Source organism: Halomonas sp. 25-S5, assembly GCF_029889845.1.
Taxonomy (GTDB): Bacteria; Pseudomonadota; Gammaproteobacteria; order Pseudomonadales; family Halomonadaceae; genus Halomonas.
The window spans coordinates 1-20,442 of the sequence record NZ_JARANV010000004.1 but is presented as its reverse complement, the minus strand read 5'-3'; the positions used below and the strand labels follow the sequence as shown (position 1 = coordinate 20,442).

General features: G+C 64.8%; 19 protein-coding genes. 9 read left to right on the top strand and 10 right to left on the bottom strand.

Annotated elements, in window-relative coordinates:
* Window positions 1-31: 31 nt before the first annotated feature.
* The 3 genes from OP498_RS04455 to acsA are packed head-to-tail and all read right to left on the bottom strand — an operon-like array spanning window position 32 to window position 3,809.
* Window positions 32-1,012: an alpha-ketoacid dehydrogenase subunit beta gene (locus OP498_RS04455; protein ID WP_280552742.1), complete on the bottom strand. Its 981-nt coding sequence runs from the start codon at window positions 1,010-1,012 to the stop codon at window positions 32-34.
* Window positions 1,009-2,058: a pyruvate dehydrogenase (acetyl-transferring) E1 component subunit alpha gene (gene pdhA / locus OP498_RS04450; protein ID WP_280552741.1), complete on the bottom strand. Its 1,050-nt coding sequence runs from the start codon at window positions 2,056-2,058 to the stop codon at window positions 1,009-1,011. Before pdhA ends, OP498_RS04455 begins: the two co-directional genes overlap by 4 nt.
* Window positions 2,055-3,809 carry an acetate--CoA ligase gene (acsA, locus tag OP498_RS04445; RefSeq protein WP_280546179.1) on the bottom strand — a complete coding sequence of 585 codons (1,755 nt, stop codon included), beginning with the start codon at window positions 3,807-3,809 and terminating at the stop codon, window positions 2,055-2,057. The genes pdhA and acsA overlap by 4 nt, the downstream gene beginning before the upstream one ends.
* Before the next feature lie 227 nt (window positions 3,810-4,036).
* On the opposite strand from acsA, the gene OP498_RS04440 reads away from it, so the two are divergent.
* Complete coding sequence (locus tag OP498_RS04440; RefSeq protein WP_280552740.1) at window positions 4,037-4,258, top strand: hypothetical protein; 222 nt, start codon at window positions 4,037-4,039, stop codon at window positions 4,256-4,258.
* Between the two features lie 72 nt (window positions 4,259-4,330).
* On the opposite strand, the gene OP498_RS04435 is transcribed toward OP498_RS04440, so the two are convergent.
* Entirely contained in the window at window positions 4,331-5,770 is a 1,440-nt protein-coding gene (locus OP498_RS04435; protein ID WP_280552739.1) for an FAD-binding oxidoreductase, read from the bottom strand.
* Between the two features lie 194 nt (window positions 5,771-5,964).
* On the opposite strand from OP498_RS04435, the gene OP498_RS04430 reads away from it, so the two are divergent.
* The 3 genes from OP498_RS04430 to OP498_RS04420 are packed head-to-tail and all read left to right on the top strand — an operon-like array spanning window position 5,965 to window position 8,145.
* Window positions 5,965-6,987, top strand: a complete 1,023-nt coding sequence (locus tag OP498_RS04430) for an AraC family transcriptional regulator (RefSeq protein WP_280552738.1) — start codon at window positions 5,965-5,967, stop codon at window positions 6,985-6,987.
* A 20-nt stretch (window positions 6,988-7,007) separates the two neighbouring features.
* Window positions 7,008-7,631 (top strand): hypothetical protein, encoded by a 624-nt coding sequence (locus OP498_RS04425; protein WP_280552737.1) that lies wholly within the window; start codon window positions 7,008-7,010, stop codon window positions 7,629-7,631.
* Window positions 7,632-7,665: 34 nt separating this feature from the next.
* The gene (locus OP498_RS04420; RefSeq protein WP_280552736.1) at window positions 7,666-8,145 is read left to right on the top strand and encodes an SRPBCC family protein; all 480 of its coding nucleotides are present in this window, start codon (window positions 7,666-7,668) and stop codon (window positions 8,143-8,145) included.
* A gap of 9 nt (window positions 8,146-8,154) precedes the next feature.
* On the opposite strand, the gene OP498_RS04415 is transcribed toward OP498_RS04420, so the two are convergent.
* Window positions 8,155-9,435: an MgtC/SapB family protein gene (locus tag OP498_RS04415; RefSeq protein ID WP_280546177.1), complete on the bottom strand. Its 1,281-nt coding sequence runs from the start codon at window positions 9,433-9,435 to the stop codon at window positions 8,155-8,157.
* Window positions 9,436-9,607: 172 nt separating this feature from the next.
* Between OP498_RS04415 and OP498_RS04410 the strand changes: the two genes are divergently transcribed.
* The gene (locus OP498_RS04410; RefSeq protein WP_280552735.1) at window positions 9,608-12,718 is read left to right on the top strand and encodes an EAL domain-containing protein; all 3,111 of its coding nucleotides are present in this window, start codon (window positions 9,608-9,610) and stop codon (window positions 12,716-12,718) included.
* 9 nt (window positions 12,719-12,727) lie between these two features.
* Here the strand turns inward: OP498_RS04410 and OP498_RS04405 are convergent, their stop codons facing one another.
* The gene (locus OP498_RS04405) at window positions 12,728-14,701 is read right to left on the bottom strand and encodes an acyl CoA:acetate/3-ketoacid CoA transferase (RefSeq protein WP_280552734.1); all 1,974 of its coding nucleotides are present in this window, start codon (window positions 14,699-14,701) and stop codon (window positions 12,728-12,730) included.
* Between the two features lie 147 nt (window positions 14,702-14,848).
* Between OP498_RS04405 and umuD (OP498_RS04400) the strand changes: the two genes are divergently transcribed.
* Both umuD (OP498_RS04400) and OP498_RS04395 read left to right on the top strand, forming a co-directional pair.
* Complete coding sequence (umuD, locus tag OP498_RS04400) at window positions 14,849-15,307, top strand: translesion error-prone DNA polymerase V autoproteolytic subunit (RefSeq protein ID WP_280552733.1); 459 nt, start codon at window positions 14,849-14,851, stop codon at window positions 15,305-15,307.
* Window positions 15,304-15,492, top strand: a complete 189-nt coding sequence (locus tag OP498_RS04395; protein ID WP_280552731.1) for a hypothetical protein — start codon at window positions 15,304-15,306, stop codon at window positions 15,490-15,492. Before umuD (OP498_RS04400) ends, OP498_RS04395 begins: the two co-directional genes overlap by 4 nt.
* Window positions 15,493-15,595: 103 nt before the next feature.
* Here OP498_RS04395 and OP498_RS04390 read toward each other — a convergent pair whose 3' ends face one another.
* The 3 genes from OP498_RS04390 to OP498_RS04380 are packed head-to-tail and all read right to left on the bottom strand — an operon-like array spanning window position 15,596 to window position 17,314.
* Window positions 15,596-15,931, bottom strand: coding sequence for a phage minor head protein (locus OP498_RS04390; RefSeq protein ID WP_112053159.1), 336 nt, complete (start codon window positions 15,929-15,931; stop codon window positions 15,596-15,598).
* Between the two features lie 20 nt (window positions 15,932-15,951).
* On the bottom strand, window positions 15,952-16,626 hold the full coding sequence (locus OP498_RS04385) for a hypothetical protein (RefSeq protein ID WP_146742452.1): 675 nt from the start codon (window positions 16,624-16,626) through the stop codon (window positions 15,952-15,954).
* 28 nt (window positions 16,627-16,654) lie between these two features.
* A complete protein-coding gene (locus OP498_RS04380; RefSeq protein WP_146742453.1) occupies window positions 16,655-17,314 on the bottom strand; it encodes a hypothetical protein in 660 nt (219 codons plus the stop codon).
* Window positions 17,315-17,979: 665 nt separating this feature from the next.
* On the opposite strand from OP498_RS04380, the gene umuD (OP498_RS04375) reads away from it, so the two are divergent.
* Window positions 17,980-18,414 (top strand): translesion error-prone DNA polymerase V autoproteolytic subunit, encoded by a 435-nt coding sequence (gene umuD / locus OP498_RS04375; RefSeq protein WP_112053160.1) that lies wholly within the window; start codon window positions 17,980-17,982, stop codon window positions 18,412-18,414.
* Window positions 18,411-19,688, top strand: a complete 1,278-nt coding sequence (locus OP498_RS04370; RefSeq protein ID WP_280552729.1) for a Y-family DNA polymerase — start codon at window positions 18,411-18,413, stop codon at window positions 19,686-19,688. The genes umuD (OP498_RS04375) and OP498_RS04370 overlap by 4 nt, the downstream gene beginning before the upstream one ends.
* 240 nt (window positions 19,689-19,928) lie before the next feature.
* Here OP498_RS04370 and OP498_RS04365 read toward each other — a convergent pair.
* Window positions 19,929-20,442 (bottom strand): transposase (locus OP498_RS04365; RefSeq protein WP_280552728.1); only part of this gene is annotated, 514 nt, incomplete at its 5' end.

The window sequence follows — 20,442 nt, the reverse complement described above, 5'->3', positions numbered from 1 at the left end:
CGGTGACTCCCTCTTTCTTGCTTGCTATGCATCAGCCGAGCAGCCGGCGGACGGCGGCGACGATATCCTCGACCTGGGGGATCGCCGCGTCCTCGAGGTGCTTGGCGTAGGGCACCGGTACCTCCTGGCTGCAGACCCGCGCCGGCGGGGCATCCAGCTCGAAGAAGGCCTGCTCGTTGATGCGGGTGATGATCTCGGCCGACAGGCTGCCGCTACGCCACCCCTCGTCGATCACCATCACCCGGTGGGTCTTTGCCACGCTGGCCATGATCGCCGCGTCGTCCAGTGGACGCAGGGTGCGCAGGTCGAGCACCTCAACGTCGATGCCTTCGGTGGCCAGCTGTTCGGCGGCCGCGAGGCTCTTGTGCAACATGCCGCCGTAGGTGATCAGGCTGACCTGGCTGCCCTCGCGGCGGGTGGAGGCATGGTCGATGTCCACCCCTTGCACCTTGCCCTCGACCTCGCCCTCGACACCCAGCAGCAGGGCGTGCTCGAAGATCAGCACCGGATCGGGGTCCTCCAGGGCGGTGAGCAGCATGCCGCGGGCGTCCTCGTGGGTCGCCGGGGCGACGATGCGCAGCCCCGGGATATGGGCATACCAGCCCTCCAGGCTGTGGGAGTGCTGGGCGGCGAGCTGGCGGCCGCCGCCGGTGGTCATGCGGATCACCAGCGGCACGCTGAACTGGCCCCCGGACATGTGCCGCAGGGTTGCCGCGTTGTTGATGATCTGGTCGAGGGCCAGCAGGCTGAAGTTCACCGTCATGATCTCGACGATGGGACGCATGCCGTTGAGCGCCGCGCCGATGCCGGCGCCGGTGAAGGTCGACTCGGAGAGCGGGGTGTCGCGGATGCGCGCCTCGCCGAACTCCTCCAGCAGGCCGTGGCTGACCGCATAGGTGCCGCCGTAGCGACCCACGTCCTCGCCCATCAGGAAGACCCGCTCATCGCCGGCCAGGGCCGCGCGCAGCCCCTGGCGCAGGGCCTCGCGGTAGGCGATCGTCTGGGTGGTCATGGCCGCACCTCCGTGCCAGTCGGTGGTTGGCGGGCATAGACGTCGTGGCAGAGCTGTTCCACTGGCTCCCGGGTGCCCGCCTCGGCGAAGGCCACGGCGGCGTCGATCTCCTCGGCCACCTCGCGCTCGATCTCGTCACGCACCGTGGCGGCGAGCAGCCCGCAGGCCACCGCGTCCCGGGCGAAGGTCTCGACGGGGCAGCGTTTCTTCCACTGCGCGACCTCCGCCTTGTCGCGGTAGTGCTCGGGGTCGAACATCGAGTGGGCGCGAAAACGGTAGGTGCGGTACTCCAGGAACATGGGGCCCTGGCCGGCGCGCACCTGGTCGACCGCCGCCTCGGTGGCCCGGGACACCGCCACCACGTCCATGCCGTCCACCGACTCGCTGGGCATGCGGTAGCTGGCGGCCTTGGCGGCCAGGTCGACCTGGGACTGGTGGCGCTCCAGCGCGGTGCCCATGGCGTAGCGGTTGTTCTCGCACAGGAAGAGCACCGGCAGCTGCCAGAGGGCGGCGAGGTTGAGCGACTCGTGGAACTCCCCCTCGGCCACGGCGCCGTCGCCGAAGAAGCAGGCGGTGACGCTGTCGCGCCCGGCCAGCCGGTCGGCCAGGGCATAGCCCACCGCCAGCGGCAGGGAGCCCCCCACGATGGCGCTGCCGCCGAAGAAGCGCCGGCTCGCGTCGAACAGGTGCATGGAGCCGCCATGGCCACGGCTGCAGCCCTCCTGGTTGCCGTACATCTCGGCCATGATCGCCCCGGCAGGAACGCCGCGGGCGAGGGCATGGCCGTGCTCGCGGTAGGTGGCCAGCACATTGTCCCGCTCGGCCAGGGCCGGCATGGCGCCGGCGGCGATCGCCTCCTCGCCGATATAGAGGTGCAGGAAGCCGCGGATCTTGCCGGCGCTGTAGAGCTCGGCGCACTTCTCCTCGAAGCGGCGGATGCGGAGCATCTGCCACAGCAGCGCCCGGGCCCGGTCGGGGTCATCCAGGCCGGCCGCGCCGATGGCGGGCCGGGTATCGGGGCCTTCCTGGGGAGGCGAGGCGTTCATCGTGAGGTCTCCAGGGTCGAGGTGTCACCCTCCGGCAGGCCCAGTTCCCGGGCCTTGAGCAGGCGACGCATGATCTTGCCGCTGCGGGTCCTGGGCAGCGAGGCCTGGATCTCGATCTCCTTGGGCGCCACCGCCGGGCCCAGGCGCTGGCGGGCGAAACCCAGTAGCTCGCGGCGCAGCGCCTCGTCGGGCGCATGACCCGGCTTGAGGGCCACGAAGGCCTTGACGATCTCGCCGATCACCGGATCGGGCTTGCCGATCACCCCGACCTCGGCCACCGCCGGGTGCTCCATCAGCGCCGACTCCACCTCGAAGGGGCCGATCAGGTGGCCGGCGGACTTGATCATGTCGTCGGCGCGACCCACGAACCAGAAGTAGCCCTCGGGGTCGCGCCGGGCCAGGTCACCGGTGAGATACCAGCCGTCCACGAAGCAGCGCCGGTAGCGCGCCTCCTCGTGCAGGTAGGTGCGGAACATGGAGGGCCAGCCGACGCGCAGGGCAAGCTCGCCTTCCTCGTCGTGATGGTCGACCCGCGCGACGCCGCCGTCGGGCAGGTGGCGCAGCACGGCGGCCTCGATGCCGGGCAGTGGCTTGCCCATGGCGCCGGGCCGGATGTCCATGCAGGCGAAGTTGGCGATCATGATCCCGCCCGTCTCGGTCTGCCACCAGTTGTCGTGGATCGGCAGCCCGAAGGCCTCCACGCCCCAGTGCACGGCCTGGGGATTGAGCGGTTCGCCGACGCTGGCAATGAAGCGCAGCGACGGATAGGCCCGGGAGCGGGCCCGCTCGGAGCCGCCCTTCATCATCATCCGCACGGCGGTGGGGGCGGTGTACCAGACGCTGACCGCCTCCTCCTCGAGGATCCGGTACCAGCGCTCGGCATCGAACTCCGCTTCGTCGACCACCAGGGTGGCGCCGAGGGAGAGTGGGGCGATGATGCCGTAGGAGGTGCCGGTGACCCAGCCGGGGTCGGCCGTGCACCAGAAAACATCGCCCGCGCGCAGGTCGAGGGCGAAGCGAGCGGTGGCGTGATGGGCGACCACCGCCTGGTGGACGTGGAGCGCCCCCTTGGGCGTGCCGGTGGTGCCGCTGGTGAAGTGCAGCAGGGCCGGCTGTTCGGGGTCGGTGGCCGGGATCGCATACTCGGGCGAGGCCGCGTCGAGCAGCGGCCCGAGCTCCCGTGTGCCCTCGGGCAACGCCTGGTCGTCGTCGCGGACCACCAGCACGTGCTCGAGGCTTTCCAGCCGGTCGCGGATCGCGGCCACCTTGCGACGATAGAGGCTGGTGGTGGTCACCAGTACCCGCCCCTCGCCGAGATTCATCCGCGTCGCGATGGGCTCGGGGCCGAAGGCGGAGAACAGCGGAGTGACCACGGCGCCGTGCTTCAGCGCCCCGAGCACCGCCAGGTAGAGCTCGGGAATCCGCCCGGCGAGCAGGAAGACGCCGGCCCCGCGGGCCACGCCCAGCTCGCCGAGCACGTTGGCGAAGCGGGCGCTGAGCTCGGCCAGCTCGCGGTAGCGGATCTCGCGCCGCGCCCCCGCCTTGCCGAGCCAGCGGATCGCGGTGCGCTCGCCGGCCTCGCCGGTGGCGTGGCGATCCACCGCCTCGTGGGCGATGTTCAACCCGCCTTCGCCGGGCAGGCCGTCGAGCCAGGTCCGGGCCTCGTCCCAGGAAAAGCCGGCACAGGCCGACGGGTAATCGTCCAGCACCGTTTCCCGGGCCTCGCGGCGGCTCTTGCGGAGTATTTCCATGCGCGGCGACCTCGTGGCGTCATGTCTCCCCAGCATAGTCCTCGAGCCTGGTTCCGCTCGCCTTCCATGGCGCCGGCTTGATCCGGGACAAGTGCCGCGCGGATCGCCTGGCCGGTGGCGGAAGAACAGCTATAACTACACTGAAGGCAGGGGAGGGCGCGCCCCTCTCGTCGCGTTCCGGTGCCGTCCGGTGCCGGACACTCCAACCCCCTGTTGCGGAGGGTGACATGACACAGACCGTTACGGCTGCCTATGGCAGCATCGACAAGGCCGCCAACGCCTTCGATGAGCTGGTCTCCGAGGGCTATCCTCGGGAGAAGCTGTTCCTCGACAAGGAGACCAACGAAGTCAAGGTGATCGTCCCCGAGACGTCGCAGCCGGAGGCGGAAGAGATCCTCAATCGCCACGGCCCCGACGAGGTGCAGGCCCGGCCCTACGAGGCCCCGTAGCTTTCCCGGCACCTGCGTGCCTGCCAGGCATAAGGGGCCCGGGCCGGCAGCGGGCTGCCGGCCCGGGCGGGGTCATGCCGTCCTGGCCAGCACCGCGGGCGCGATGTTCTGGTTGATGCGAAAGAGATTGTCGGGGTCGTACTGGCGCTTGACCTCCTGGAGCCGGGCGTAGTTCTGGCCATAGGCGCTGTCGACCCGGCCCGCTTCGTCCTCGGTCAGGAAGTTGACGTAGCCGCCGCCGGTGGCGAACGGGCTGGTGTCACGGAAGACGCCCCGTGCCCACTCCCGCACCCGGTCATCCTCGGCGGGGTCCTGCCAGCGGCCATGCACGTTCATCACGAAGTTGGCATCCCGGCCGGCGTAGGCGGTGTCCGCCACCGCGACCTCGCCGGCGGCACCGCCGAGCTGGGCGATGAAGACCTCGCACTCGGGCCCGGGAAGGGCCTCGGCCCCGCGGATCACCGTGTCGATGAGCGCATCGGAAACCGCCTGGAAGTTGTGGGACTTCCAGTAGTTCCGCGCGCCGGCAGTGAGCAGCGGGTCGAAGGCGGTCTGGAAGCCGGCATAGGGTTGGATGCCGAGCATGCTGCCGACCGGCTCGCCGAACTCGAGCACCCGGGCCGCCAGGCGCTCGCCCTCCTCGAGGGCGCCGTTATGGACCAGGGCGAAGACCACCACCGGCTGGCCATGGATCGACTCGGGCAGGAAGGGCAGCGGCGGTGCCTTGCGCAATATCGTCCAGACGCTGAGCTCGCGCGGCGCCCCGGCGCTGAAGTCGCGCCAGGCCCTCAACACTTGCTGTGCCTGGGCGAAGGGATAGACCACCAGGCCGGCATGCACCTGGGGGCCCACCGGGTGGAGCCGGAACTCGAAGGAGGTGACCACGCCGAAATTGCCGCCGCCGCCCTGCAGGGCCCAGAACAGCTCGGGCTCCTGGCTGGCCGAGACCACGTGCAGCTGGCCGTCGGCGGTCACGATGTCGGCGGAGAGCAGGTTGTCGATGGTCAGGCCGTACTGGCGGGTCAGCCAGCCGAAGCCGCCGCCCAGGCATAGCCCGGCCACCCCGGTGGTGGAGTTGATGCCCAGCGGCGTGGCCAGGCCGAAGGCCTGGGTCTCGTGGTCGACGTCGCCGAGCAGGGCGCCGGCGCCCACACGGGCGGTCCGGCCCTGCGGGTCGACCCGCACGCCCCGCAGGGCAGAGAGGTCGATCACCAGGCCGCCCTCGGCCACGGCATTGCCGGCGATATGGTGGCCGCCGCCGCGCACGCTCACCAGCATGCGGTGGTCGCGGGCGAAGTCGATGGCACGGCGCACGTCCTGGCTGCCCAGGCAGCGGGCGATCAACGCCGGATGGCGATCGACCATGCCGTTCCAGACGCGGCGGGCGTCCGCGTAGTCGGCATCGGCGGGGGTGATGACGCCGCCCCGGATGCCGGCGGCGAGTGCCTCGGCCTCCTCGGGGGGCAGCGCGGCCAGGGAGCCGTCCAGGGTGCGATAGGTCAGGGTTTCCATGGGTCTCTCCGGGTCAAGGGGAATGACGATGGCAAGGGCCACTGCTGAAGTATGCGACGCCGGGTGGTGGCGCGACTGACCCCGACTCCGACGGACTTGTCCGGGAATCCGGTTTGTCATGGCGATGAGGGGCATCGTCCGCGATACTGAGTGAGGCAGGCTTCGACGCATTTTCCCCCACCGACGAGGTGGCCATGAGTCAGGACACGCTGTCCCAGGTGTTGCGCAGCATCCGCTTGCGGGGCGCGGTCTTCTACCATGTCGAGGGCAATGACCGCTGGGTGAGCGAGTCGCCCCCGGCCAGGGCCATCGCCGCGCTGATCATGCCGGGCATCGAGCACGTCATGGCCTACCATGTGCTGACCCAGGGGAGCTGCTGGACCATGGTGGTCGGCCAGGCGCCGGTGCAGCTGCAGGCAGGCGACGTGGTCATGTTTCCCCACGGCGACCGCCATGTGATCGCCAGCGAGCCGGGCCTGCGCGGCGAGGTGGACATGCGCCCCTACGGGTTACCCCGCCCGGAGCAGCTGCCGTTCTTCGCCAGCCAGCGCGGCGCCGCGCTGTCGATGTCGCGACTCGACCCGGCCAGCGACCGGCACGGGGCGACCCTGGTGTGCGGCTTCTTCGGCTGCGATGCCCACCCCTTCAACCCGCTGCTCGCCAGCCTCCCCCAGCTGCTGCATGTGCCTGCCGGGCAGGCCGACGACGATGACTGGATCGCCCACTTCATCCGCTTCGCGCTGTCGGAGTCGACCCTCAAGCGGCCGGGCGGGGAGGCGCTGCTCGAGCGACTGAGCGAGACGATGTTCGTCGCGCTGGTGCGTCGCTACCTCGACGACCTGCCCGAGGGGCCGCCGACCTGGCTGGCCGGGCTCAACGACCGCTATGTCGGGCGTGCCCTGGCGCTGCTCCACGCCCGGCCCGCCGAGGCCTGGACGATCGACCGGCTCGCCGATCACGTCGGCCTGTCACGTTCGTCCCTGCACGAGCGCTTCGCCCGCTTCACCGGCCATGCGCCGATGCACTACCTCGCCAAGTGGCGCATGCAGGTGGCCGCCGGGCTGCTGCGCCACTCCAGCGCACCGGTCGCCTCGATTGCGCTGGAGGTCGGCTACGAGTCCGAATCCGCCTTCAGTCGTGCCTTCCGCCGGGAAGTCGGCCAGCCGCCCGCGGCGTGGCGGCGTCAGCGGGCCCGGCTGGGCGCTGGTGCGGCCTAGGGCGTCGCAGGAGGGAGATGATGTTGCCGGAACTGCTGTTGATGGTGGCCCTCGGCCAGGCGCCCGACCCGGTCTCGGCGGCGCTGGCCCGTGTCGAACAGGTGAACGCGTATCGTCTGGTCCTGCGCAGCCAGGGGCGACGCGGCGAGGAGGTGATCCGCTATGCCTATCGCCGCCCGGGCTTCATCCGCATGGACCTGGTCTCGCCCTATCCGGGGGCCGTGGTGATCTATAGCCCCGAGACACGGCGGGTCCGGCTGTGGCCCTTCGGGTCGCCCGAGCGGCGGGCCGGCCTCTCCCTCAGTCCCCTCAACCCGCTGGTGCGCAGCGCCCGGGGACACCGGGTGGACCAGTCGGACGTCGCCTCCCTGCTGCGCAACGTGCAGCGCCTGCACCGGCAGGGGACGCTGCGTCTGCTGGGCGAGGCGCCGATCGATGGCCGACGCAGCCACCACCTGGTCGTGCAGGGCGACGCGGGGCATCGCGTGGGGGAGGTCGCCGGCTATGAGCTGTGGCTCGACGCCGAGACGCTGTTTCCGCGCCGGGTCATCAGCACCGACCGGTGGGGCAAGGAGATCGAGCGAGTGCGGCTGGAGGAGATCGTCATCGACCCCGACCTGCCGACCGGCTTCTTCACGCCCTGACTCCCCGTCCCGGACGATGCGCAGGAGCCCACCCATGACAGAGCTGCGGTTCGTCACCACCTGGTGGCTCGAGGCCCCCATCGACGATGTGTACCGAACGATCACGGAATCGCAGTGCTGGCCGGCCTGGTGGAAGAGCCTGCGTGCAGTGGAGGAGCTGGCGCCGGGCGACCGTGAGGGGATCGGCCGCGTCTATCGCTACACCTGGCAGAGCCGGCTGGGTTACCGCCTGTGCTTCGAGGTCCGCGTGACCCGTGTCCTGCCGGGCCGGCTGATCGAGGGCGTGGCCCGGGGGGACGTGCAGGGAGCCGGCCGCTGGCGGCTGAGCGAGGAGGGGCAGGTCACCCGGGTGCGCTACGAGTGGCGGGTGCGCCCCGTGCGGCGCTGGATGGCCCTGGTCGCCCCGGTCGCGGGGCCGCTGTTCGCCTGGAACCACCACGCCGTGATGCAGGACGGGGCCGAGGGGCTCGCCCGACGGCTCGGGGCGCGGCTGCTGGCGACGACCCACGACTGAGTCTGGGCCCTACAACCACCAGGCCAGCGCCAGGCCTGTCGCCATCGAGGCGACCATCGGCAGGGCGACTCGCATGCCGATCTGTCGGGTACCGAAGGCGGTGGCCAGCCCTGACTTGAAGAGGTTGTTGACCGCGGCGGCGATGACGATGCCCAGCACCGCGGTAGAGGGCGCGATGCGCTCCAGCGACATGCGGGTCAGCGACAGGGTGATGGCGTCGACGTCGGCTACCCCCGAGGAGGCCGCCAGCAGGTAGATGCCGGCCTCGCCCAGGGCGCCGCGCAGCCACTCGCCGAGCAGCATGATCACCGCCAGCAGGCCCCCGAACAGCAGCGCGGTGCGCAGCTCCAGGGGGTTCTGGATCGGGGTCTGGCTGTCGACCCTGAGGCCTTGGCGGTGGTGGCGCCAGAGATAGAGCGCCGGCAGGTAGAGCATTCCCCCCATCACCGTGACCGGGAGCAGCAGCGCCGGCAGCAGCCCTGGGCTGATCACCGCGGCATAGATCAGGATGCGCGGGAACATGGTGCCGCAGGCCAGCAGGATGCCGGCGGCGAGCATCGCCTCGAGTTCCCGGCTCTGGCGCGACATCCGGGCGAAGTGCAGGGTCAGCGCCGTGGAGGAGGAGAGTCCGGCGAAGAGGCCGGTGAAGAGGATGCCCTTCTCGGCACCGCCCAGGCGCACGGCGAAGTAGCCGACGAAGCTGATCGAGGCGATCAGCACCACCATCCACCAGATCTCGTAGGGGTTGAGCACCTCGCCGGGCCCCATGCCGCGGTCGGGGAGCAGCGGCAACATCACCACGGTGATCAGCAGCAGCTTGAGGCCGGCATCGAGCTCGTGGGCCTGCAGCTTGTTCAGCAGGCCGTGGATCTCGTGCTTGTTGTCGAGGATCACCGCGGTGATCACCGCGCCGGCGGCGGCCAGGGCCAGGTCGATCGCCACGGCCACCGCGCCGAAGCAGAAGGTCAGCAGCAGGCCCACCAGGCCGGTGATGCTGTAGTCATGCTGCTCGGCGAGCTTGGCCCGCCAGGCGACCAGGCTGATGCCGGCCACGGTCACGAAGACCAGCGGGAAGGCCCAGTCGCTGACGGTCTCCGAGAGCAGCGCGGCGATGCCGCCGAGCAGCCCGACCAGCGAGTGGGTGCGGATGCCGGCGATGCGCTCGCCGGACTTCTGCGCCCGTGCCACCCAGCCGCGCTCGATGCCGATCAGGGCACCCAGCAGCAGCGCCACACCCAGGCGGATGGCGGATTCGTTGGCGGTGAGGAACTGGCTGGCGACATCATCCATGGGTAGGCCTTCCCGACGCCGCCCGATGGCCGGCGGATACCCTCATGGTGGCCTGTGGCAACGTCTGCTTCAATGGTTACTAATAAGAAGCAAGTGCCCCGTCGACCGTCGAGCGTCTTCCTGTCGTCGACCCGGTACACTCTATCTCTCTGATCCAACGCAAGGATTGTCCATGACAATGAGCGGCGAGTCGCTCCCCCCCAAGGCGTTGCCCGAGAGCGGCCATCGGCGCATACGGCGCCGTGCCATCATCCTCTACCTGCTTGCCCTGCTCACCTTGCTGCTGCTGTTCGCCGGCATCCTCCTGGATCAGTACCGGCGTGACCTCGAGGTGGGTCGGGAGCGTGCCAGCGCGCAGGCCGACCTGGTGGCCGAGTGGGTGGCCAGTACCTTCGAGGTCAACGAGCACACGCTCTCCAGCCTGGTGCAGGTGTTCCAGTCGCCTCTCGGGCAGGCATTGCTGACGCGTCGCGGCAATGATGCGGCCCTCGAGGCACTCCTTTATCAGCATAGCCATCGCCAGCACAACCATCGTCATGCCTTGATCGATGACCTCAGTATCTTCAGTGCCGGGGGGATGCTGCGGGCCTCTGACAACCCGGCATTTCCACAGGGTTTCGATATCACCGGCCTGCCCCATTTCCAGGCCTTCGAGCAGGATGCCGACCGTCAGGAGTGGGTGTCCCCACTCTACTGGTCGGCCGTCAGCCAGGAGTTCCATTTGGTGCATGCCCGGCGCCTGGTCGGGCCGGATGGCGACTTCCGGGGCCTGGCCGTGCTGCGACTCAATCCGGCGATCTTCGGCGAGGTCCTCGAGCGACTGACCATGACCCAGGAAGAGAGCATCGCCATTCTCGATACCCAGATGCGGCTGATCACCCGGCGGCCGGCCTTCGATGAGAGGGGCGCCATGGGCGTGCTCGGCACCCCGGTCAGCGAGCCGCTGACCCGCGCCTTCCTCGACAGCGGCGAGGCGTCGACGACCCTGCGCACCGCCTCGCCGCTGGATGGCAGCGACCGGCTCTACGCCATGCAGCGGGTCGCGGGGCTGCCGCTCCTGGTGGTGGTCGGCGAGGAGCTCGAGGTGCTGCTCGCCGGCTGGTGGCAGCGGCTCTGGCTGCTGGGCGCCATCTTCCTGGTGGTGGCGGCGCTGGGCTGGTGGCTGCTGCGCCATTATCTCGGTCGCTTGCAGCTGGAGGGCGACCTGCGCCGGCGCCTGGTGGAGCGCGAGCAGGCCCGTCGCGAGGTGCAGGACCGCGAGGCGCGGCTGCAGGCCCTGGTCGGCTCGATCCAGGACATGATCTTCGTGTTCGATGCCCATGGGCATTTCGTCTATGTCCATGCCGTGGACCGGGACCAGCTGCTCGAGGACGCCGAGGCGCTGCTGCAGCGCCACTACACCGAGGTCCTGCCGGAAGCGGTGGCGCGGCAGTTCGACCAGGCCCTGGCCGAGCTCAAGGCCACCGGCGAGCCGGTGGAGACCGAGTATCGCGTCACCCTGGCCGGCGTGCCCCGCGACTTCCAGGCCATCATCAGTCCGCTGGCCGAGGCGGGCGAGGGCTTCAGCGGGGTGCTCGCCGTGGTGCGCGAGGTGACCCAGTCCCGCGCCACCGAGGCCCAGCTGCGCATCGCCGCCATGGCCTTCGAGACCCACCTGGGCATGCTGGTCACCGATGCCGAGGGCAGGATCATCAGGGTCAACGACACCTTCACCCGCATCACCGGCTATGCCGAGGCCGAGGTGCTGGGGCGCAATCCGAGCCTGCTCAGCTCCGGGCGCCACGACGAGGCCTTCTACCGGCACCTCTGGGAGAGCGTGCGTGAGAACGGCAGCTGGCAGGGCGAGATCTGGAACCGGCGCAGGAACGGCGAGGTGTTCCCGGAGTGGCTGACCATCAGCGCGGTGCGTGACGAGGCCGGCGAGCTGACCCACTATGTGGCCACCTTCAGCGATATCACCGAGCGCAAGGCCGCCGAGGAGGAGGTCCACCAGCTCGCCTTCTACGACCCCCTGACCGGGCTGCCCAATCGCCGGCTGATGCTGGACCGCCTGGAGGGCGAGCTCGAGGACAGCTATCGCAGCGACCAGTTCGGCGCGCTGCTCTATCTCGACCTGGACAACTTCAAGCAGGTTAACGACACCCTGGGGCATCATGCCGGCGACCAGCTGCTGCGGGAGGTAGCGAGCCGGCTGGGTGGGGTGCTGCGCGCCACCGATACCCTGGCACGGCTGGGCGGCGACGAGTTCGCCGTGCTGCTGCACGACCTGGGGCGTGACCCGCAGCGGGTGGCGGCCGTTGCCGAGCGTATCGCCCACAAGCTGCTCGGGGTGCTCCAGGCGCCGATCGGCCTGGCCGGGAGCTCGGTGACGATGACCGGCAGCATCGGCATTACGCTCTACCGCGATCACGGCACGACCCTCGACGAGATCCTCCAGCAGGCCGACATGGCCCTCTTCCAGGCCAAGCGGGCCGGGCGCGACACCCTGCGCTTCTTCGACCCGGCCATGCAGGCCCAGCTTCAGGCGCGGGCCCGGCTCGAGGCGGACCTGCGCCAGGCGCTGTCCCGGGACGAGTTCCTGCTCTACTACCAGCCCCAGGTGGATGCCGACCGTCGCCTGATCGGCGTCGAGGCGCTGCTGCGCTGGCAGCACCCGGAGCGGGGCATGGTCTCCCCCGGCGAGTTCATTCCGCTGGCCGAGGAGAATCGGCTGATCGTGCCCATCGGCGGCTGGGTGCTGGAGTCCGCCTGTCGGCAGCTGGTGGCCTGGGCCAGGGACTCCGCCACGGCCGACCTCACGATCTCGGTGAACGTCAGCCCCCAGCAGTTCCGCGAGGCGGCCTTCGTCGAGCAAGTGTTGGCCACCCTGGCGCGCACCGGCGCCCGCCCCGAGCGGCTCAAGCTCGAGGTGACCGAGAACCTGTTCGTTGAGGATCGCGACGAGGCCCGCGAGACCATGCGGCGCCTCAGGGAGCATGGCGTGACCTTCGCCCTGGACGACTTCGGCACCGGCTACTCTTCGCTCTCCTACCTCAAGCGCCTGCCCCTGGATCAGCTCAAGATCGACCAGTCCTTCGTGCGCGACCTGCTGGAGGACGAGGCCAGTGCCGCCATCGTCGTTAGCACCATCGCCCTCTCCGAGAGCCTGCAGCTGGAGGTGATCGCCGAGGGGGTGGAGACCGAGGCCCAGCGGGCCTGGCTGGTGGCGCACGGCTGCCACGCCTTCCAGGGTTATCTCTTCGGACGGCCGGTGCCGCTGGAGGCGCTGGCGCTCGATGCCTGAGGCGAGGGCTCAGGCGTCGCGGTCGCGCAGGTGGGCCTCGGCCTCCTCGGCGCTCTCGTAGATATGCGGCGAGACGGCGCGCGCCTCCAGGGCGTGGCCGAGCTTGCGGCGCATGAAGCCGCTGGTGGTGTAGCGGGTCACCCGGGTGTAGAAGCGCTGCTCGAGGCCGCGCACCATCTCGGTGTAGGGGGCAAGCAGGGCGTCGTCGATGCGGCAGTGGTCGTAGTTGACGATGGCCTGGACGCGGCGGCCCAGCGGGGCGAGACGGCGCTCGACCTCCTGCTCGATGGCGTCGATGTCCGCCCGGGAGGCGACGCGCAGGTGCTCGAAGTTGATGAAGAGGATGCCTTCCTTCTCGTCGAGGCTGAAGCGCTGCGCCAGCGGCCGGTCGAGCAGCTCCTCGGCGAGCCCCATGGGCGCCTCGCAGAAGATCCGCGCGTCCATCAGTCGGGGCGGCTCGGGCATCCGCGGGGTGAAGGCCATCAGTGCCAGGACGTCGCGTTCCAGATCGACCCCCGGGGCGATCTCGGTGAGGGTGAGCCCCTCCGGGGTGAGTTCGAACACCGCCCGCTCGGTGACATAGCAGACCGGCTTGCCGTCCGCGGCGGCCAGGGTCCCGCTGAAGGTGCGATGCTCCACCTCGGCGACGAACTTGCCCTGGCCGCCGGGGGGCGCCTCGAGCCGCCCGTCGACGATGGCCAGCGCCTCCCTGGTGGCCACGAAGGTGCCCATGAACACCACCTTGCGGGCATTCTGGCTGATGTTGATAAAGCCGCCGGCGCCGGCCAGCCGCGGGCCGAAGCGCGAGACATTGACGTGGCCCGCACCGTCCACCTGGGCCATGCCCAGGAAGGCGATGTCGAGCCCGCCGCCGTCGTAGAAGTCGAACTGGGCCGGCTGGTCGATGATCGCCTGGGTGTTCAGTGCCGCGCCGAAGTCGAGCCCGCCGGCCGGCAGCCCGCCGATCACCCCGGGCTCGGCGGTCAGGGTCAGGTGCTCGAGCAGGCGCTCTTCGCTAGCCACCGCGCCGACGCCCTCGGGCATGCCGATCCCCAGGTTGACCACGCTGTTGGGCCTGAGCTCGAAGGCCGCGCGCCGGGCGATGATCTTGCGCGCCGAGAGCGGCAGCGGCTCGGGGGTCGCCATGGGGGCGCGGATCTCGCCGGAGAAGGCCGGGTTGTAGGCGGTGCGGAAGGTCTGCCAGTGGTGGGCTGGATCCTCGCAGACCACCACGCAGTCGACCATCACGCCGGGGATCTTGACGTCCTTGGGGTGCAGGGTGCCGTGCTCGGCGAGGCGCTCCACCTGCACGATCACCACGCCCCCGGAGTTGCGCACCGCCGTGGCGATGGCCAGCGCTTCCAGGGTCAGGGCCTCGCGCTCCATGCTGACGTTGCCCAGGGTGTCGGCGGTGGTGCCACGCAGCAGCGCCACCTGCAGCGGCAGGGCCCGGTAGAAGAGGTACTCCTGGCCGTCGATGGGCAGCAGCGAGACGCGCTCCTCGAGGGTGACGTCGTTGATCCGACCGCCGCCCAGGCGCGGGTCGACGAAGGTGCCCAGGCCCACCCGGGTCAGGGTGCCCGGCTTGCCGGCGGCGATGTCGCGGAAGAGGTGCGAGATCACCCCCTGGGGCAGGTTCCAGGCCTGGATGCGCCCCTCGATGGCGAGCTTCTGCAGGGCGGGCACCAGCCCCCAGTGGCCCCCGATCACCTTCGCCACCAGCCCCTCGTGGCCCAGGTGGTTGAGCCCGCGCTCCTTGCCGTCGCCCTGGCCGGCGGCATACACCAGGGTCAGGTCGCGGGGCTCGCCGGTCTCCAGGAAGCGCTCCTCCAGGGCCACGGCGAGCCCCTCGGCGAAGCCGATGCCGACGAAGCCGCCGGTCGCCAGGGCATCGCCGTCACGGATCAGGTTCACGGCCTCGCGGGCGGAGACCACCTTGCCCTTCGCGGTGAAGGGCTGGCGGGAGAGCAAGGGATGGGGCATGGCGGGCGTCCTGGTGAGGGGGCTTGGTGATGGCTCTTTGTGATGGCCCCTTCACGGTAGCACGCGTCCCCCGTGCCGGCAGGGCTTGCCAGGCAGGGGCGAAGTGTCGAATACTGTTCATATGTACAGTATTCGAGGGAGAGGCCCATGATGTCGCCGCTGTCCACCACCGCCCGGGTGATCGGCCGTGCCGTGCCATTCCCCGGCGAGACGGCCCAGCCGCTGATGGGGTGCCGGGTGCGGGCGGGCTTCCCGAGCCCCGCCGACGACCACCTGGACGTGGAGATCGACCTGCACGCCCATGTGGTGCGCCGCCCGGCCGCCACCTACTTCGTGCGGGCCGAGGGCGACTCCATGCTCGGCGACGGCATCCACGACGGCGACCTGCTGGTGGTGGACCGCAGCCTGGAGCCGCTGCCCGGGCGGGTGGTGGTAATCGCCGTGGATGGCGAGCCCACCGTGAAGCGCCTGGAGCGCCGCGGCGAGCAGACCTTCCTGGTGGCCAGCAACCCGCGCTTTGCGCCGATCCCCCTGGCGGGCCGCGAATGCGAGGTGTGGGGCGTGGTCACCCATGTGCTCCATGCCCTGCCGGGAGGCGGGCCGTGATCGCCCTGGTCGACTGCAACAACTTCTACGTCAGCTGCGAGCGGGTCTTCGACCCGCGCCTGGAGGGACGTCCGGTCGGCGTGCTCTCCAGTAATGGACCTGTATTTTTCAAGAAATGGACTTTATTTTTTACATTATTTTCAATAACTTATATTTTCATAACCAGCCCATTTTCTCTTCCTTGAAATGGACCACAATGACTCGCTAGTCCATTTTTTAGCTTGAGTATCGGGACGCCACTGAGGACAATGCCCGCTTTCGTCTCAAAGCTCCAAGTAGGCAGTGGATCTACGCGATTATCGGGCTTATTGTGCACCTGCATACATTCTTGTGTTTGCTGCATATAAACTCACCTGGGTGATTATTCATCCCTCTTATATTAAATTCCTTACCGTTATTATTTTTGCATTCTCCACACACTTTTTCATCATTTGATGACACCCAAGTATAATATGTTACACCGGAATTTATCATTCTTTCTCTTTTTTCTAAGGATGCTTTTATTCTAATAACATCTTCTTCCCCTGCTCCGTTTTCTTTTGCCTGATTAATCACATACTCTTTGTTGATAGAGCTTGATTCCAAAGGAGTCTTTTTAAATATCTTTGTAATTAAACTAAACATGATCAGCAATCCTTTAATCTCTAATATTCAATCAAAGCAAATTCATTATTACTTAAATTTATTTTGATCTCTGGGTTTTTATACATTAAGTCTTGCAGACCTTCAGCACATACTATTTCATAAGGCTTGGTTTCTAATGTTTCACATTGCCCGAAAGCAAATCTATATTCTCTCTGGTAAGAATAATTTATGTGCTTGCAAAAATTACCCCACTTCTTCTTTTCATTTGTATACATAACTTCTCCGACCCGCATCTCTTTTTCACTTACTCTTTTCAATCGAGAAACTAGCTTGTGCATATCATCAATAGTTATGTACACATAATATCTCCCAAAAAAATATTTCATTTTTTCGATATCTTTTTTTAGGAGCAATAGTTCATCCTCACTTTCAGGAGCCTTAAGAGACATCCAGCAGCTAAGCCATGAGTCTTTCTGGGGTAGGTTGTATGTTGTTAATGAATTAATATTTTCCGTATTAAATTCAATTCCATTTACAGCAAAGTGAGGTGAGCTATCTTTCCGATTTCGCCTATAAGAATAGTAACAACTTTCGAATTTGTCTGAAACTCCTTCACTGCCACTTATTCTATATAACTCTGGTGGCTGGCAGTGGAAAAGCCCCGATATCATCTTGTCTAAAAAATCTTCATTTCTAAAGAATTTTATTACCCCTAAGAATTGCCCTGGCGCCATTTTCATTCCTTATTTTATTAAGCTTGACCTAATATCTAGGTGCGCAAAGATCGCTATTATTTAACACCTCATCTCCAATTGTCATTAATAGTTTTGAATGGCTTCCCCCGGAACCCCCGTTAGTTTCTATTATTATAACCGAAGGTTCCTTGCCTTCAGAAGAAATCAAATAAACATCGTTTTCTCTAAAGGTTTCTGAACTACATATGACTTCAGTTTCTAAGTTTTCATTTTCTCTAAGTGAGTCTATTATATCAAAGGAGCACATCTCAAAGAGGCTACCAAAACACTTGCTGACCCCTGGTCCTCCAGGTGCTAAAAAAGCATAATTTGCGCCAAATTTAGGTACCCCAGTGGAGATATAGGATATGCTCCACCCTAGCTCTCGTTTATTTCGTTTTAGTACTGTACTTTTTTCGCCAAGAATATTTATTCTTAAAAAACCATGCCTTACAGTAGTCTCTCCGTCACTGTCGTATCCATCTGTTGTCCAGGCGATGTCGCTATTGGACATATGCGACCAGGGTATAGTGGTTGCTCCGTCCTCTTGCATTAGATCATAAATAATATCACTGATTTCATATGATCCTTTACCCTCTAAGAGACCAGGTTCAACTTCTGCGAATGTTAAGCTGCTAACAAGCATCAAGAAAACTGATGAAGACATAACTTTTATTAGATTGGCCATTTTTCCCTCAGTATAAAAACGTCTATGCTTTGTGTAATGATAACTTTTATTTATATAGGGTGTCGATAAATGAACTCCGTTAATAACCAGGTCGTTTTCCTTACGCGTTGTGCCTTGCCCCCTGGGCACCCTGCTGTGGGCTGATTTTGAGCACAGAATGCGCATATTCCTTCTATATAAGGAAAGGGCCGTTTCTCGTTCCCTTTATGGAGACTGAGATGACAAACCTACGCGATACATCTCATGAACGGCTACTGGGGAGCGTCGTCAAGCATGAGGCTCCGCTGGAGTCGGCTGCAGTGCCAATACCAATTAGAACAGTCCTCATTTCTACCGATCAAAAATGTCCGTTCTGTGCAGTTCAATCATTCACGGCATCGGTGTTGAGCGTCTCGCTGACATCTGCGGCAGTGGCTTGCTCTGTAACTACTATAAGGTGCGGTGATGCCTCAAACTAGGCGATGTCAATCAGCCGCCGTCAGTGCACGGCACCCGCAAGCCTAACGCTATGTGGTACTAGCGAGTATGTCCCCTGAACCGCACAGTCAAAGAGACAGCTCCTGCTGTCAACAGCAATCTAGCCATTGATTGGGCAACTTTTTAAGCTTGCAGCATGCGTCTGTAGCTTAGATACTGTATATATATACAACACAGGAGCCCATGGCATGTTATTGACCCCAGACATTACCGCCGCCGCTGGCAGCAAGACCCAGCCTCTGCTGGGCTGCTGCGTAAGAGCGGGCTTCCCCAGTCCCGCCGATGATCACCTCGATACCGACATCAACCTGCACTCTTATGTGGTCAAGCGACCAGCGGCGACCTTCTTCGTACGCGCCGAGGGTGACTCAATGCACGGCGACGGGATCTACCACGGTGACTTACTGGTGGTCGACCGCAGCCTAGAGGCGTGCCCAGGCCGTGTGCTAATCATCGCTCTAGATGGCGAACTGACCGTTAAGCGCCTGGAGCGAGTGGGCCAGCAGTACTATCTGGTCGCAGCCAACCCGAGCTACCGGCCGATTCCGCTGGCTGGCCGCGAGACTCATGTCTGGGGTGTGGTCACTCACGTCATTCACGCGTTGCCAGGCGCACCAACTTGATCGCCCTGGTAGACTGCAACAACTTCTACGTCAGTTGCGAACGAGTGTTCGACCCGCGGCTCGAAGGGCGCCAAGTTGGTGTTCTTTCCAACAACGACAGCTGTATCGTCGCCCGCAGCAGCGAGCTAAAAAGCCAAGGCGTCGAAATGGGTGCGGCCATGCACCTGCTTCCACCACATGTCCGTCACCAGGCTGTGCTGCTGTCCAGCAACTACGCGCTATACGGCGACATGAGTCGGCGTGTAACGCAGATACTTGGCGAGTTTTCGCCGCATATCGAAGTCTACTCCATCGACGAGAGCTTCGTCGGTTTCCAGGGCTTCGATCCGTCTACGCTTGAAGAGCATAGTCATCAGTTGCGCCGAACAGTTCTCAAGTGGACCGGCATCCCGGTGTCGGTGGGCATCGCGCAGACCCGTGTTCTCGCCAAGGTTGCCAACCGAGCAGCCAAGATGAATCCAGCCTATGAGGGCGTTTGCATGTTGGACGCTGACAACGGACATACCACGCGGTCGCTGCTTCAAAATTTGCCCGTGACAGAGCTATGGGGCGTAGCCAGACGCACCGGCGAGCGCTTGGCAGTGATGGGCATCGAGACTGCCTGGCAGTTGCGTGAGGCTGATCCCAAGCGGATTCGTCGAGCTTTCTCAGTAGTATTAGAGCGAATCGTCTGGGAACTGCGAGGCCAGCCCGCCATTACGCTCGATGACATGGCGGCGCCGAAGCGGCAGATCATGGTCTCACGCTCATTCGGGCGTCTGACTAGCGATCCCACCGATCTGCGCGAAGCCGTTCGGCAGCACGCCGCCAGAGCCGGGGAAAAGCTGCGTCGCCAGGGCAGCGTGGCCAGAGCGGTGATGGTGTTCGTACGTACCAACCCCTTCCAGCCAAGCCAGCCACAGTATCGCAACAGCGCCGTGGTGCCCTTGGCGCAGCCCTGCAACGACACCCGCGATATTGCCCAGGCCGCAGCACGCGGGCTTGATATCGTATTCCTGGAAGGGTACCGCTACCAAAAAGTTGGCGTGATGCTTCTCGATATCTCGGACGAGGCTAACCGCCAGCTATCGTTGGGGGAGACCACACAGAGTGAGGGCGAGCGTAAACGACGTCAGAATTTGATGGCCACAGTCGACATACTTAACCGTGAGCTGGGGAGAGACAAGGTTAGACTAGGCTTACCTAGACAAGAAAATTCCTGGAGACTAAAGTGTGAAAAGAGATCGCCGAGGTACACGACGCGATGGGAGGAGCTGGTAGTAGTAAAATCGTGATGCCCAATATATGTCTAGTATATCAAATATGCTTTGCATGCAAGAAGACTAGGGGTCGGGGGTGTCAGTCAAACGAAACACAAGCTGCACTTACATAGGATCTATAGGCCTAATAGTTCTTGGCATTTTGTGCTGGTTGTGATCACTCAGCAAAATAAGCGCTCTTTATAATGCGCTTTATACATAATTTCGGGTATCCGGATTAACTGGTTGAAGGGGCCCTCAAGCCCTTCCAAACCCTTAATCCTCCCAGAAGGTTGATAGATCGACGCCGAAATTCTTCTCTGGCTCGGGGAGCCCCATGCTGTAGGTCATAGTGGCCTTGCCTAGGAACGGGGATTCCTTGGTCTGCGGCGACTTCTTCTTGTGCTTGGTGGTGTAGAGCATCCGGGCCCGCATCACCTCGAACGAATAACCCCGGCCATCGCGGTTCTTATCCTTGGCCAGCCGGTTGATCGACTCCGTGAAGGCGTTGGTGATCGGGATGTCAGTCTCGAAGTAGGTCAGTATCTCCTCACGCCAGCCGCTGACGGCGCTGACGAGATCTTTCCAGACCTCCTTCTGCCCCTGCGGGATATCGTCAATCCAGCGAGCCAGCGCCTTCTCGACATCACGACGAGTGGTGCAGTCCCAGATGTGGTAGAACCGCTCCTTGTGTTCGTAGGCCGCAAGGAGCCGAGGGAAGGCCCCTGTCCATGTCTCCATGATGAGCCGCTCGCGATCTGAAACGTCGTGAGCACGCTTCAGCAGGATC

Bases quoted from the DNA above. Each gene is read 5' to 3' on its own strand.
- OP498_RS04455 (WP_280552742.1), bottom strand. From the start codon at position 1,012: ATGACCACCCAGACGATCGCCTACCGCGAGGCCCTGCGCCAGGGGCTG.
- pdhA (WP_280552741.1), bottom strand. From the start codon at position 2,058: ATGAACGCCTCGCCTCCCCAGGAAGGCCCCGATACCCGGCCCGCCATC.
- acsA (WP_280546179.1), bottom strand. From the start codon at position 3,809: ATGGAAATACTCCGCAAGAGCCGCCGCGAGGCCCGGGAAACGGTGCTG.
- OP498_RS04440 (WP_280552740.1), top strand. From the start codon at position 4,037: ATGACACAGACCGTTACGGCTGCCTATGGCAGCATCGACAAGGCCGCC.
- OP498_RS04435 (WP_280552739.1), bottom strand. From the start codon at position 5,770: ATGGAAACCCTGACCTATCGCACCCTGGACGGCTCCCTGGCCGCGCTG.
- OP498_RS04430 (WP_280552738.1), top strand. From the start codon at position 5,965: ATGAGTCAGGACACGCTGTCCCAGGTGTTGCGCAGCATCCGCTTGCGG.
- OP498_RS04425 (WP_280552737.1), top strand. From the start codon at position 7,008: ATGTTGCCGGAACTGCTGTTGATGGTGGCCCTCGGCCAGGCGCCCGAC.
- OP498_RS04420 (WP_280552736.1), top strand. From the start codon at position 7,666: ATGACAGAGCTGCGGTTCGTCACCACCTGGTGGCTCGAGGCCCCCATC.
- OP498_RS04415 (WP_280546177.1), bottom strand. From the start codon at position 9,435: ATGGATGATGTCGCCAGCCAGTTCCTCACCGCCAACGAATCCGCCATC.
- OP498_RS04410 (WP_280552735.1), top strand. From the start codon at position 9,608: ATGACAATGAGCGGCGAGTCGCTCCCCCCCAAGGCGTTGCCCGAGAGC.
- OP498_RS04405 (WP_280552734.1), bottom strand. From the start codon at position 14,701: ATGCCCCATCCCTTGCTCTCCCGCCAGCCCTTCACCGCGAAGGGCAAG.
- umuD (WP_280552733.1), top strand. From the start codon at position 14,849: ATGATGTCGCCGCTGTCCACCACCGCCCGGGTGATCGGCCGTGCCGTG.
- OP498_RS04390 (WP_112053159.1), bottom strand. From the start codon at position 15,931: ATGTTTAGTTTAATTACAAAGATATTTAAAAAGACTCCTTTGGAATCA.
- OP498_RS04385 (WP_146742452.1), bottom strand. From the start codon at position 16,626: ATGGCGCCAGGGCAATTCTTAGGGGTAATAAAATTCTTTAGAAATGAA.
- OP498_RS04380 (WP_146742453.1), bottom strand. From the start codon at position 17,314: ATGGCCAATCTAATAAAAGTTATGTCTTCATCAGTTTTCTTGATGCTT.
- umuD (WP_112053160.1), top strand. From the start codon at position 17,980: ATGTTATTGACCCCAGACATTACCGCCGCCGCTGGCAGCAAGACCCAG.